A 12,983-nucleotide genomic window follows, 5' to 3' on the forward strand; every position below is an offset into this window, starting at 1 on the left:
TCTATCAACATAGAAAAGCAGACTTTAAAGCAACGCAACCATCATTCAAGAACATAGAAGAGAATTGATAATGAGCAGCATGACCCCAAGAGAGACGGTTAACGCCTTAGACAACCACATTATTGGTCAGCAAAAAGCAAAGCGTGCGGTCGCCATCGCGCTGCGTAACCGCTGGCGTCGTATGCAACTTCCTGAAGAAATGCGTGCGGAAGTCACCCCTAAAAACATTTTGATGATAGGGCCAACCGGTGTTGGTAAAACCGAAATCGCGCGTCGTTTGGCTAAGCTTTCTAACGCACCTTTCATCAAAATCGAAGCAACTAAATTCACCGAAGTGGGCTATGTTGGTCGCGATGTTGAGTCAATAATCCGCGATCTAGTCGAGATGGCGATCAAGATGCTTCGCGAACAAGAAACTGCGAAACTGCGTCACAAAGCCGAAGATGCTGCGGAAGACCGCATTCTAGATGTGCTATTACCACCAGCTCGTGGTGGTGATCCAGAACTAGAAGACAACAGCACACGTCAGACTTTCCGTAAGAAATTACGCGAAGGTCAATTGGATGACAAAGAAATCGACATCGACGTTGCCGATTCACCAATGGGCGTGGAAATCATGACACCACCTGGCATGGAAGAAATGACTAGCCAGCTGCAAAACATGTTTTCTAGTTTTGGTTCACAAAAAACCAAAAAGCGTAAATTGAAAGTCAAAGAAGCATTGCGCCAAGTTCGTGACGAAGAAGCTGCTAAACTGGTCAATGAAGAAGAACTAAAAGCGCGTGCGGTTGAAGCCGTTGAGCAAAACGGTATCGTCTTCTTAGATGAAATCGATAAAGTCGCAAAAAGCTCTGAACGCTCTGGCGGCGAAGTCTCCCGCGAAGGCGTGCAGCGTGATCTATTGCCTTTGGTCGAAGGTTGCACGGTTAGCACAAAATACGGCATGATCAAAACCGATCACATCCTATTTATTGCGTCTGGTGCGTTCCACTTGTCTAAACCATCGGATTTAATTCCTGAGCTACAAGGTCGCTTGCCAATTCGCGTTGAACTAGATGCGCTAACCGTAGACGACTTCAAACGTATCTTGGTTGAGCCAAGTATGTCGTTAACTAAGCAATATGTTGCTCTCGCTAAAACAGAGCACATCAACTTAAACTTCACTGAAGAAGGCATCCATCGTATCGCAGAGATCGCTTTCCAAGTGAACGAACGCACAGAAAACATCGGTGCTCGTCGATTGCACACGGTACTTGAACGTCTACTTGAGGAAGTGTCCTATTCCGCTAGCGACATGCCGAATGACCAAACGGTCGACATTACCGCCGCATACGTTGATGAACAGCTTGGCGAAATCGCTGAAAACGAAGACCTAAGCCAATACATTCTGTAATTGACTCATACTTCTACAAGAAAAGCGTTTCTTTAGAAACAGCCCCTTCATTGAAGGGGCTTCCATAGGATACTGAGATCATGACAACGCCTACGCCAACGACTATCAATTATCACAAGCAATCCCGTGAATTGGCACTCACTTTCGCCGATGGCCAAAGTTTTCGACTTAGCGCTGAGTTCTTACGCGTCCACTCGCCTTCTGCCGAAGTACGCGGTCACGGTATGCAAATGCCAATTCTGCAATACGGCAAAAAACACGTTGGCATAAACAATATAGAAGGTGCGGGCAATTATGCGCTGAAAATTTCCTTCGACGATGGTCACGACACTGGCCTCTATACTTGGGAATATCTCTACAATATTGGCAAAAATCACGACGAACTCTGGCAAATGTACCTAGATCGCCTTGAAAAAGAAGGCCAGACGCGTGACACTTCGGTAATTCAAATTCACCAAGTTTAGTTTTAATCGCATTCACACCATCATCGGGAAGATTTTTTATGGGCTCAATCAGTTTATCGGCACTCAGCGCCATTGAAAATGCGATCAACCTCGCCCTTAAACAAGACACACCTTCCCAAGACCGCCTAAGCAAATTAGCAGGGCAACAAGTTTTTCTTTATGTGGAAGACTTCGCCTTTATTTTGCAGATCCATATTCTCGAACAAGGTGTGATGCTTAATCGCCCTGAAAGTCTAGATGAGATCGAACTAGATCCTCGATTGGACACACTTGTTCAAGGGCCGAGCGCGGCGTACCGAAAATTGCTAGATGGCGATGGTTTCTTTGACGGTGACCTACGCATTCAAGGCAATGCTCAAGCCTTAATGACACTGCATAAAGTGATGGAGAACTTTGAATTCGATTGGGAAGGATTACTTGCTGATCATATTGGCGATTTATCCGCAGCCGCCTTGGCTCGACTACTTCGCGCCCAATGGTCTTGGAGCAAAGAATTCGCTACCAACGCCAGAATGCAGATGGTTCATCACCTACAAACTGACAGTCAGCTACTGCCAAGCAAAATCGAATTCGACAACTTCGTCGATGAAATGGAACGCTTCAGTACCTTGATTGATCGTGCTGAAGCTAAGCTGAGGATTCTAGAGAAGAAAGCCTAAGAGTCCTTGAGAAAATCGCTTTTCTTCTCAATTATCACTGGTTTTTGCCCGACTGAAATACACACCAACAATCGTTATCACAAAGCCGATAATTTGAATGCTTGTCATTGATTCATTGAATAAGAAATAACTTTCTACCGCTGCTAACGGTGGGGCTAACAGCAACATAGTGGAAACTTGTGAGGCTCGAACTTTTCTTAATAACCACACCATTAAGAAAACACCGCCGCCAGATAACACAAGCACGCCCCAGATAACGAGTAAGAAAGATTCCAGCTGAACTGCAAATAAGGTTTCACCCAGCAACAGCATAAAGCCAATGGAGACGACGCTCGCCGCAAGGTTTTGTATCGCCATAGAACTAAAAATATCAGATGATGATATCGACATTTTTTGGTAGGTGACACCAAGTGACAAGGCAAATATCGCTGTGCAAGCCAAGGTAAACGTCAGCAAAGTGACGCCTCCGTGACTCATATCTAACTCTAGTGCTGGACTGATTACTAACACGAGCCCTACGATACCAACCAACATGCCAATGACGCCTTTAAAGGACGTTTTTTCCTTGATCAACAAGAAGGCAAGTAAGGTCACCAATGCTGGCTGTAATGCGCCGATTAAGGCCATAACGCCAGCGGGTAAGCCTTTGGCGATGGCCACATAGGCAAAGCCAAGGTAGAAACCATTCATCAACATACCAGCAATGATGTGCTTGGGTAACTCTTTCAATGAAGGAAAGCGTCGACGCTGCCACAAGGCAATGGCAAGAAACAGCAAACCTGCCAAAACAAAACGAATACTCAAAAAGACGTTAGGATCAATCAGACCCACGATGAGTTTGCCCGTGATAAAACCTGTTGACCAAATCAGCACTAAGAGCACATATAAAAATGCCATGTAAATTCCCTTTTAGCTTTCCATTAGGAAAAGTGTTTTTTAATTTTTTCGCTCGAAAGACCTAAACCGATCAAGAAGCTCAATTTCACAAACGCGGCTTCGTAAGTCATATCTGTTCCTGACACCACGCCCGCTTTCACCAAAGCCGAACCCGCCGCATAAGCGCCCGCGGCGATGCTTCCAGCGCCACATTGGCTCACATTAACAATAACAACACCGCGGTCTGTCGCAGCTTTTAATAGCGCTAAAAGAGCAGGATCTTTATCGGGGGCATTGCCTGCGCCATAGCTTAACAACACAGCACCTTTTACATTCTCACTCAACAAGCCTTGCCAGTGAGCGACCTGCACACCTGGGAAAACAGGCAGAATAGTCACTGCGCCTTCGTTCATCTCAGGAATCTGAATGGTCATTGGTTGCTTCACAACATCCGTAGAGCGCCAGCGCCAATCAATACCTAATACGCCTCGCTCTGGACAGTTTGGCGAGCTGAAAGCTTGCCAGTCACTGGTGTGAGCTTTATGAGCTCGGTCGCCTTCTATCAATCGCCCTGCGAAGAATAAAAACACGCCATTGCTATTCTTTTCACAGTTAAGTTCTTCACAAGCGGAGATGGCGCCCATGACATTTATCATCGCATCAGTACGCACCTTATACATGGGCACTTGCGAGCCAGTCACGATAATAGGTTTGTCACTGTGAGCAAACATAAAAGACAACGCCGCTGAGGTATAAGCCATGGTGTCTGTACCATGCAAAACAATAAAAGCATCGAAGTCATGCCATTTGCTTTCAATATCACGAGCGATGGTTTGCCAGTCTTTTGGCGTAGCGTTAGAAGAGTCAATCAAAGTTGCATAACTTGCAATCGCAAAATCGTGGGCAAGCTCATCGGATTCGTTTAAATGTTGGGTAAGATGATCAGCAAAGGCCGCATCGGGAATTAAGCCTTGATCCGAAGGCACCATACCAATAGTGCCGCCTGTGTAGGCAATATAAATTTTCATCTGCTGATTCTTCCTCTTTATTAATCCTATTTTACGTGCGGATTATGTCACTTAAGATTTAAAACATAAAAGGCGCTAATCGAGCAGAAAAGCGCCTTTTATTTTATTCATTAAAACAAACCGGTAGAGAGATTTTACATGCGCTCTAAGGTTTCAATCCCTAGCAAAGACAAGCCAAGTTTCAGAGTTGAAGCCGTGTTCAACGCCAATTGTAAACGGCTATGTTTCACTTCGTCTTCAGCATTCAAAATAGGACAAGCTTCATAGAAAGTCATAAAGGTTCCCGCTAAGTCGTACAAGTAAGCACACAAGAAATGTGGCATACCGTCGTTAGCAACCTGTTGAATGGCCTCTTCAAACTGACACAATTTCATCGCCAAGGCACGCTCTTGTGGTTCTTCAACCGAAATTTCACCTGTCAAGCTCGCCACATCAATCTCAGAGCGTTTAACGATGCTCGCTACGCGAGAATAAGCGTACAGCAAGTAAGGTGCAGTGTTGCCTTCGAAGCTCAGCATGGTATCCCAGTTGAAAACATAATCACTGGTACGGTTTTTCGATAAATCCGCGTATTTCACCGAAGCAATACCGACCACACGGCCAATGTTACGCAACTCTTCTTCGCTCATTTCTGGGTTCTTCGATGCCACCAATTGATAAGCACGCTCTTGAGCCTCTTCCAACAAAGAAGACAATTTCGCCACGCCACCAGAACGAGTTTTGAATGGCTTACCGTCGCTGCCCATTACCGTACCAAACGGCATGTGTTCCAGTTGTGTTTCTGGTTTCACAAAGCCCGCTTTACGAGACAAAGTAAAAATCTGTTGGAAATGCAAAGACTGGCGCGCGTCCACAAAATACAACACACGGTTGGCATTCAAGGTATGTTGACGGAAACGCACCGCTGCTAAATCAGTTGTGGCATACAAGAAACCACCACCGGTTTTTTGGACGATAATAGGTGTGATCTCGCCTTCTTTATTGGCGAACTCTTCCATGAAAACACATTGCGCGCCATTGGACTCTTGCAGCAAACCTTGATCTTTTAGCTCATTGATAACGTTCTGTAAGTCATCGTTATAAGCACTTTCTGGCATCACGTGCTGACGCTCTAAAGAAACACCTAACATCTTGTAGGTTTCTTCACAGTGGGTCATGGAGATATTGATAAACTCATCCCAAAGCGCCAAACATTCTTCATCACCAGACTGCAGCGCCACAACCAATTCACGAGCACGAGCAGCGAAAGCTTCGTCCTCGTCAAAGCAGGTTTTCGCCGCACGATAGAAGGTTTCAAGATCAGAAAGCGCCATGCTGATTTTGGTATTCTCAGCACGTAAGCGTTCCATGTAAGCCAACAGCATACCGAATTGCGTACCCCAATCACCTACGTGGTTTTGACGAACAACGTGATGACCAAAGAATTCTAACGTACGCACAACAGCGTCACCAATAACGGTAGAGCGCAAATGACCAACGTGCATCTCTTTGGCAAGGTTTGGTGCAGAGTAATCAACAACAACGGTTTCTGGAGCCTCAACAGGGTTTACATCAAGACGCTCGCTGGTACGCAATTGCACCAACTCTTTGCTCAACCAAACGTTCTTCAAGAAAATATTAATAAAACCCGGTCCGGCGATTTCGACCTTATCGGCAAGATCAGACAGATCCAATTTCTCTAGTGTGGCTTGGGCAAAATCACGAGGATTCATTTTTAGCGCCTTCGCTGCGCCCATAATGCCATTAGCTTGGTAATCACCAAATTGAACCTTTGCCGATTGACGAACTAACGCTTGTGCCGTATCAGACGCGCCAGCCGCAACCATAGCCGCTTGAATGCGTTGATTTAGAAGTGTTTGAATATTCACAGGGAGACCTTTAAGCAGTAAGTTTGTCGCTTACAATAGCGACTTACTAGAATCACACAGCCCTCTGATCGTTACCAATCAGAGGGCTGAATTCAAAAAATAGTTGCACTAATGATAAACGATTTTCGCGCTTTTAGCGAAAGAACAGCTTGCAAGCTTCGTTGTTATTTTCGTCCTGATATGGATAACCTAGCTCATCTAAGAATTGAGTTACATCGGTTTCTTCACCTACCGCTTGCAACCCCACCAATACACGACCATAAGCATCACCATGATTGCGATAATGGAACATGGAAATATTCCATTGTCCGCCAAGCGTGTTCAAGAATTTCAACAAAGCACCTGGGCGCTCTGGGAACTCAAAGCTATACAACAGCTCGCCTTTATCGCTTCGTAAATGCCCACCAATCATGTGACGGACATGAACTTTGGTTGTTTCATCATCGGTTAAATCTGTGATTTCGTATTCTTTTAAATCTTCCAATAGCTCTTTGCGACTATGCGGACTACCACCTAGCGCGACGCCAACAAAGATCACCGCTTCTTGATCGTCACCATAACGGTAGTTAAACTCAGTGATGTTACGGCCTACCAAGGCTTGACAGAAATCTTTAAAGCTACCTGGATGCTCTGGAATTTTCACCGCAATAATGGCTTCGCGTTTTTCGCCTAATTCCGCGCGTTCGGATACATGACGCAAGCGGTCAAAATTCACATTAGCACCACTATTAATAGCGATAAGTGTTTGGCCTTTGGCACCTTCGCGCTCGATGTATTTTTTCAAGCCAGCTAAGGCACACGCACCGGCAGGTTCAGTAATCGCGCGAGTATCATCATAGATGTCTTTGATCGCCGCACACATTTCATCTGTGGTAACAGTAATCACTTCGTCGACTGTGTCTTTTGCAATAGCAAAGGTGTTTTGTCCGATTTCAGCCACCGCGACGCCTTCCGCAAAAATACCAACAGTCGCTAAACGAGTTGGTTTGCCTTTTTCTAAAGCAATTTTTAGACAAGCAGCATCTTCAGGTTCTACACCGATGATTTTGATATCGGGACGAAGGTACTTGATATAAGCAGAAATCCCAGCAATCAAACCACCGCCACCAACAGGAATAAAAATCGCGTCGATATTACCTTCGTGCTGATGCAGGATTTCCATGCCGATCGTGCCTTGACCTGCAATCGTATCCAAATCATCGAATGGATGAACGTAAACTTGACCCGTTTTCGCCATGATCTCACGTGATTTTGCCGAGGCTTCGTCAAAGGCATCACCAAACAAAATCACTTCTGCACCGTGATTACGTACAGCGCTAACTTTTACTTCTGGCGTGGTCGCTGGCATCACAATCGTCGCTTGAATGCCAAGCTTTTTCGCCGCCAAAGCCAAGCCTTGCGCATGATTACCAGCCGATGCTGCAATAACGCCACGAGCACGCTCTTCTGGTGTTAACTGACAAATCTTGTTGTATGCCCCACGAATTTTGAAAGAGAAAACTGGCTGCAAATCTTCTCGCTTCAAAATAATCTCGTTACCCAATCGATTCGACAGTTGATTGGCTCGAGACAGTGGTGTTTCTACGGCAACGTCATAAACGCGCGCCTGTAGAATCTTTTTGATCATGGTATGAGGCATAGTGTTTCCTAAACGAATATAAATCGACAACACGATGTTCTTAACGACATCTACGCTGACTGCTAGTCAAAAAAAACCGAGTAGGAAATATACTCTTTCACCTCTCTTGGCGCAAAGACAGATCACGTCTAAATCCACATCAAAAAGGCATAAAATCGATAATTAGCTTGATCAGGCGGGGTAACAATCACATCTTGAAGCGCCTATAATATCACCACCATCAGAGGTGGCTTATCATAAAAAATAAGCCGAATAATACCGCCCCCTAGTAAAATTATAATAGAAGGTGAACATCACCATGACTCAAGACGAATTAAAACAAGCCGTTGCAGAAGCTGCGGTTGCTTACATTCTTCCTATGTTAGAAGCCGATACTATCGTCGGTGTTGGCACAGGCTCTACGGCAAATCTATTCATTGATGAATTAGCCAAGCACAAAGGTTTATTTGACGGCACAGTGGCAAGCTCTGAAGCTTCTACAGAACGTCTGAAAAAACACGGCATTCCTGTCTATGATTTGAACAGCGTTGACAGCATTCGCGTGTATGTTGATGGTGCGGATGAGTCGAATGACAATCTGCATTTGATCAAAGGCGGTGGCGCAGCGCTCACTCGCGAGAAAATCGTTGCTGCATGCAGTGATGAGTTTGTCTGCATCGCGGATGAATCTAAGTTGGTAAAAATCCTAGGAGATTTTCCGTTACCAGTTGAAATCATTCCAATGGCACGCGGCCATGTTGCACGCGAATTGGTAAAATTAGGCGGAGACCCGGTTTATCGTGAAGGCGTTGTTACGGACAACGGCAACCATATTCTTGATGTCTACAATTTAGAAATTCTTGATCCAATAGCACTAGAAAAAAGCATCGACGGCATTGTTGGTGTAGTGACGAATGGATTGTTCGCAAAACGCTCCGCGGACATTTTGCTATTAGCCACGAAAGATGGCGTTAAAACACTGAAAAAATAATCTTCAGTGTTTTAAATCATAAGATATGAAAAAGCCGCTAAATTAAAACCAGCGGCTTTTTCTCATTAACACAAATTGCCCACCGCCTAACAACACCAAAACTACGCAAAACAACCAAAAAGCAGCGCTGCTATCAGTTCCAGGCATACCGCCAATGTTGATACCAAACAAGCCAGTTAAGAAGCCCAACGGCATAAAAATACCTGACAGAATCGAAAGTACATACATTCGAGCATTCATTTTTTCAGCTTGTAAGTTGGCAAACTCTTCTTGCATCAACAAGCAACGCTCGCGCAGCGACTCCAATCCTTCCACATAACGAGTGATATCGTTGGCAGCTTCCTGCACTTGTGCGGTTTGCTCCGGTGTCATCCAGGTAATAGATTCTTGCGACAATTTATTAATGGCTTCTTTTTGTGGAACCAAGAAGCGTCTTAGGCGAATAGTTTCAAGACGGCGCTGAACAAGTGAATCTCGCTGGCCAGCTTCTATGCCTTCACCAATACTTTCTTCTAAATCCGCTAGCTCATCTTCTAAGCCAGTAATGATTTTCGCCATGCGGCCAGTCAGGGTTTCTGTCAGCGTTGCAACAATATCACCTGTATTTGTTGGGCCTTCGTTATTAGCCAGATCCTTTACGACATCTTGTACAGACAACAACTTACGACGACGACTAGAAACAATAAAATGAGGCGTTACCCAAAGACGTAAAGACACCATGTCAGAAGGATTAGACTCTGGGTTTAAATTCACCCCACGCAGAGTTAGTAATAACCCCTTACCCATTTTTACCGTACGAGGGCGAGTTTCCTCAGCAAATAAAGCCTCTACAGCCGTCTCAGGTATACCTTCTAAGCTAGATAACCAATCATAGCCATCTTCTTGGAGAGCATCCAAATGCACCCAACGACAACCTTGATCAGGCAAGATTTTTGGTAACTCCGAAACAGGTAACGACGTAGCGCCGCCTTGACCATCCAGTTCTAGGTTGTGTACAACAAACGCAGACATATTTATTCCTCTCAACATTTTGCGTAGATTATCTGAAAACGTTGGTTTTCCCTATTTATTTTGCCTTCATATTCCTACCTTGGCTGACACTCAATGTCTAGAGTGGCATAATTTAAGCAACTTCAAATAACAAGGAAATGCCAAACCATGCAAAACCTACCCGATGTTTTAGCAACCAGCGCGACACCGAAAACATTACAAGATGTGTTAACGGTTACTACTGACACCTGCATCGCTATTTCAGATGCGCTAAAACAAGGCTCGCTTGCAGGTATTCTAGGAATGGCTGGTAATGAAAATGTTCAAGGCGAAGAACAGAAAAAGCTGGATGTCATCTCTAACGACATGTTGAAAGATGCACTCGTTGCTTGTTCGGCTGTTAGAGCCATTGCTTCAGAAGAAGAAGATTACATTGTTCCTGCAAACACAGATGGCGAATACCTCATTGCCTTTGATCCATTAGACGGCTCTTCTAACATCGACATCAACGCAATGGTCGGGACTATCTTCTCGATCTATCACCAAACAGGTGACAAACCAGCAACCGAAGCTGATTTTTTGATTCCTGGCAAAGAACAAGTCGCAGCAGGCTATGTTCTCTACGGCCCATCAACCATGTTGGTTCTTACCACTGGCAATGGCGTCAATATGTTTACTTACGACCCAACCAAACGTGTCTTCACGTTAACCCATGAAAAAGTGCAAGTGGCAAAAGACACTCAAGAGTTCGCTATTAACATGTCTAATCAGCGTTTCTGGTCTGCGAATATGCAGAGCTACGTGAATGATTTAGTAAAAGGAAAAGAAGGTTCTCGTGGTAAGAACTTTAACATGCGCTGGGTAGCAGCTATGGTGGGTGACGTACACCGTATCCTTTGTCGCGGCGGTATCTTCATCTACCCTTGGGATAACAAAGATCCATCTAAAGCTGGCAAACTACGTCTAATGTATGAAGCTAATCCAATGGCAATGTTGCTAGAACAAGCTGGCGGTAAAGCCCACACTCACACTCAACGCATTCTAGACATCCAGCCAGAAGCTATTCACCAACGCGTTGCCGTCATACTAGGTGCCACGAACGAAGTGGATAAGTGCCTAAGTTATTAACATTAACTTTGTTTTAAAATAAAAAAGGAGCTTCGGCTCCTTTTTTATTAGTCATTTTCCCATCATAGTCAAACTTCACTAATGTCATATATTTTTCTAAATAGAAACACTTCTTATTAAAAATTATATTTAATACTTTGGCTGAACATGGCCTGACGTTGAATTCCGCGAAATAAAAAGGTTGTATAGATAGATTATGGCAGATAAAACAATAAAACTTGGTTTAATTCATTATCCAGGAACATTACGATCCGCACTTTATGGACTGGAAGAATTATTTTTAATGGCTAGCCAGATCTGTACAGAACAAGGTGTTAATGTCGTCTTCGAACCACAAATTATCGACTCTCACACACTAAGGTCTGATACTAATTTAGATGTGTTGATGCTGCTCCCTAGCTACGATGAAGAGTTTTATATTAATCCTGCACCAGAGTTACTTGATTGGCTAAACTCTCAACATAAAAAAGGAACCATAGTAGCAACAACCTGCGCAGGGGCGTTTATCGCAGCCCGAGCCGGCTTATTAGAAGGTAAAGCATGTACAACTCATTGGAAGCTGGAAAATCAGTTTAAAGAAACTTTTCCTCATATAACCTTAAAAACAGGAGAAATAATAATCAACCAAGGAGATGTTATAACATCAGGCGGAATGATGTCTTGGTTGGATCTAGGTTTTGAGTTGGTTACCCTATACAGTAAATCAAGCGTATTAAGAGAACTTGGTCATATTCTTGTTATAGACACATCCCAACGTGAACAGCGCTATTACCACAAATTCACTCCTCGCCTTAATCATGGTGATGATACTATATTAAATCTACAACACTACCTTGGCACTCACTACCAAGAACGCCTCTCCATTACGATGTTAGCAGACAAAGCCTGTTTAAGTGAGCGCACACTTCAACGTCGATTTTTCAATGCAACAGGACTGAAACCTACTCGATATATACAAAATCTTAGGATACAAAAAACCTGTGATTTACTCGAAACCACCTCACAACCCTTCGAAAGTATTGCTTATTCTATGGGCTACCAAAGCGCTAGCGCACTCCGCAAACGCTTTATCGAAGAAATGGGACTAACACCTAAAGCTTTCCGGGAACGTTTTTACCTAGCAAACAAGCCTTATCATGAAAAAGAAAGTGGGCCTTTAACATAACCCTTTTCACTCCAATTTCTTCTAATAATAGGAGAGATAAAGACCATTAAAGCAATTGCCAAAAACAAGCAGACACCATATAAGATCAGAAAATGCTGAAAAGATAAATACTCTGATAATGGACGTGCCACTCCCAAGAAACCAGCAAATGTCCATGAGCATGTGCTAATGGCTCCAGGGATGGTCATGACCAGCATATCCGTATAACTTAGTTTAGCTTTCTGGGCCTTTTTAAAAACAATATTATGTATCAGAGTCGCATTAATGGTTAAAACACTCACACAAACCAATTTCGCCAAAAGCTTATCAGATGCAAGAATCAACACAGGGTCAAAAGACGTATCAATAAAAACAACTCCAGTCCCTGTAATCCACAGCCCACCAAGCAAGAAGCTCATCTGACGTCCCAATAACTGCAACTCAAATAAATTCGAACGTCGGAAAAACAGATTAAAATCACTTATATATAATTTACTTATAGCAAATGCGAAAACAATCAAATGAAGGAAAATTAACACTGTTCGCAATGCATCCATAAAAACTCTGCTCCAATATTTACAAGAACTTATAATCTCGTAATAGCTAACGAAATCGATATAACTTTCGATCTATATTACGGAATGAAGTTTTTTACAAACAGATGAATAAGTGACAAAAAACACTTTGTTTCAGACACTAGTAGCTTAAGTAAAAGAGAACAGGCACTTTAGTACTGGATTCACGCAGACGCGTTGAGCTTGCGAAACAGGCGCAAGCGAAGGTAATGACAAGATGGCATTCCTACAGGCAAAAGAATTTTCTGC

12 protein-coding genes are annotated in these 12,983 nt (G+C 43.8%); 6 read left to right on the plus strand and 6 right to left on the minus strand.

Annotation, left to right across the window (positions count from 1 at the left end; all coding sequences use genetic code 11):
* Positions 1 to 70: 70 nt before the first annotated feature.
* The 3 genes from hslU to KPL72_RS13810 all read left to right on the plus strand — a co-directional run bounded on the left by hslU (position 71) and on the right by KPL72_RS13810 (position 2,516).
* Entirely contained in the window at positions 71 to 1,393 is a 1,323-nt protein-coding gene (gene hslU / locus KPL72_RS13800; protein WP_212916819.1) for an ATP-dependent protease ATPase subunit HslU, read from the plus strand.
* An 80-nt stretch (positions 1,394 to 1,473) separates the two neighbouring features.
* A complete protein-coding gene (locus tag KPL72_RS13805) occupies positions 1,474 to 1,857 on the plus strand; it encodes a gamma-butyrobetaine hydroxylase family protein (protein WP_212916820.1) in 384 nt (127 codons plus the stop codon).
* A gap of 38 nt (positions 1,858 to 1,895) precedes the next feature.
* Positions 1,896 to 2,516, plus strand: a complete 621-nt coding sequence (locus KPL72_RS13810; RefSeq protein WP_219703314.1) for a ubiquinone biosynthesis accessory factor UbiJ — start codon at positions 1,896 to 1,898, stop codon at positions 2,514 to 2,516.
* A 27-nt stretch (positions 2,517 to 2,543) separates the two neighbouring features.
* On the opposite strand, the gene KPL72_RS13815 is transcribed toward KPL72_RS13810, so the two are convergent.
* The 4 genes from KPL72_RS13815 to ilvA all read right to left on the minus strand — a co-directional run bounded on the left by KPL72_RS13815 (position 2,544) and on the right by ilvA (position 7,927).
* The gene (locus KPL72_RS13815; RefSeq protein WP_219703315.1) at positions 2,544 to 3,413 is read right to left on the minus strand and encodes a DMT family transporter; all 870 of its coding nucleotides are present in this window, start codon (positions 3,411 to 3,413) and stop codon (positions 2,544 to 2,546) included.
* Positions 3,414 to 3,436: 23 nt separating this feature from the next.
* On the minus strand, positions 3,437 to 4,420 hold the full coding sequence (locus KPL72_RS13820) for an asparaginase (protein ID WP_219703316.1): 984 nt from the start codon (positions 4,418 to 4,420) through the stop codon (positions 3,437 to 3,439).
* 134 nt (positions 4,421 to 4,554) lie between these two features.
* Positions 4,555 to 6,288 (minus strand): arginine--tRNA ligase, encoded by a 1,734-nt coding sequence (gene argS / locus KPL72_RS13825; RefSeq protein WP_219703317.1) that lies wholly within the window; start codon positions 6,286 to 6,288, stop codon positions 4,555 to 4,557.
* Positions 6,289 to 6,421: 133 nt separating this feature from the next.
* Positions 6,422 to 7,927: a threonine ammonia-lyase, biosynthetic gene (gene ilvA / locus KPL72_RS13830; RefSeq protein WP_212916825.1), complete on the minus strand. Its 1,506-nt coding sequence runs from the start codon at positions 7,925 to 7,927 to the stop codon at positions 6,422 to 6,424.
* A 298-nt stretch (positions 7,928 to 8,225) separates the two neighbouring features.
* Between ilvA and rpiA the strand changes: the two genes are divergently transcribed.
* On the plus strand, positions 8,226 to 8,897 hold the full coding sequence (gene rpiA / locus KPL72_RS13835) for a ribose-5-phosphate isomerase RpiA (protein WP_212916826.1): 672 nt from the start codon (positions 8,226 to 8,228) through the stop codon (positions 8,895 to 8,897).
* A gap of 42 nt (positions 8,898 to 8,939) precedes the next feature.
* On the opposite strand, the gene KPL72_RS13840 is transcribed toward rpiA, so the two are convergent.
* A complete protein-coding gene (locus KPL72_RS13840; RefSeq protein WP_219703318.1) occupies positions 8,940 to 9,908 on the minus strand; it encodes a zinc transporter ZntB in 969 nt (322 codons plus the stop codon).
* A gap of 147 nt (positions 9,909 to 10,055) precedes the next feature.
* Between KPL72_RS13840 and KPL72_RS13845 the strand changes: the two genes are divergently transcribed.
* The gene (locus KPL72_RS13845; protein ID WP_219703319.1) at positions 10,056 to 11,015 is read left to right on the plus strand and encodes a class 1 fructose-bisphosphatase; all 960 of its coding nucleotides are present in this window, start codon (positions 10,056 to 10,058) and stop codon (positions 11,013 to 11,015) included.
* Positions 11,016 to 11,211: 196 nt separating this feature from the next.
* The gene (locus tag KPL72_RS13850; RefSeq protein ID WP_219703320.1) at positions 11,212 to 12,180 is read left to right on the plus strand and encodes a GlxA family transcriptional regulator; all 969 of its coding nucleotides are present in this window, start codon (positions 11,212 to 11,214) and stop codon (positions 12,178 to 12,180) included.
* Here the strand turns inward: KPL72_RS13850 and KPL72_RS13855 are convergent.
* Entirely contained in the window at positions 12,150 to 12,716 is a 567-nt protein-coding gene (locus tag KPL72_RS13855) for a hypothetical protein (protein WP_212916830.1), read from the minus strand. The genes KPL72_RS13850 and KPL72_RS13855 overlap by 31 nt on opposite strands.
* Positions 12,717 to 12,983: the final 267 nt, after the last annotated feature.

Origin of the sequence: Marinomonas lutimaris (genome assembly GCF_019426345.1) — a bacterium.
Classification (GTDB): Bacteria; Pseudomonadota; Gammaproteobacteria; order Pseudomonadales; family Marinomonadaceae; genus Marinomonas; species Marinomonas lutimaris.

Coding starts and splice junctions, on each gene's coding strand:
- hslU (WP_212916819.1), top strand. CDS start 71: ATGAGCAGCATGACCCCAAGAGAGACGGTTAACGCCTTAGACAACCAC.
- KPL72_RS13805 (WP_212916820.1), top strand. CDS start 1,474: ATGACAACGCCTACGCCAACGACTATCAATTATCACAAGCAATCCCGT.
- KPL72_RS13810 (WP_219703314.1), top strand. CDS start 1,896: ATGGGCTCAATCAGTTTATCGGCACTCAGCGCCATTGAAAATGCGATC.
- KPL72_RS13815 (WP_219703315.1), bottom strand. CDS start 3,413: ATGGCATTTTTATATGTGCTCTTAGTGCTGATTTGGTCAACAGGTTTT.
- KPL72_RS13820 (WP_219703316.1), bottom strand. CDS start 4,420: ATGAAAATTTATATTGCCTACACAGGCGGCACTATTGGTATGGTGCCT.
- ilvA (WP_212916825.1), bottom strand. CDS start 7,927: ATGCCTCATACCATGATCAAAAAGATTCTACAGGCGCGCGTTTATGAC.
- rpiA (WP_212916826.1), top strand. CDS start 8,226: ATGACTCAAGACGAATTAAAACAAGCCGTTGCAGAAGCTGCGGTTGCT.
- KPL72_RS13840 (WP_219703318.1), bottom strand. CDS start 9,908: ATGTCTGCGTTTGTTGTACACAACCTAGAACTGGATGGTCAAGGCGGC.
- KPL72_RS13845 (WP_219703319.1), top strand. CDS start 10,056: ATGCAAAACCTACCCGATGTTTTAGCAACCAGCGCGACACCGAAAACA.
- KPL72_RS13850 (WP_219703320.1), top strand. CDS start 11,212: ATGGCAGATAAAACAATAAAACTTGGTTTAATTCATTATCCAGGAACA.
- KPL72_RS13855 (WP_212916830.1), bottom strand. CDS start 12,716: ATGGATGCATTGCGAACAGTGTTAATTTTCCTTCATTTGATTGTTTTC.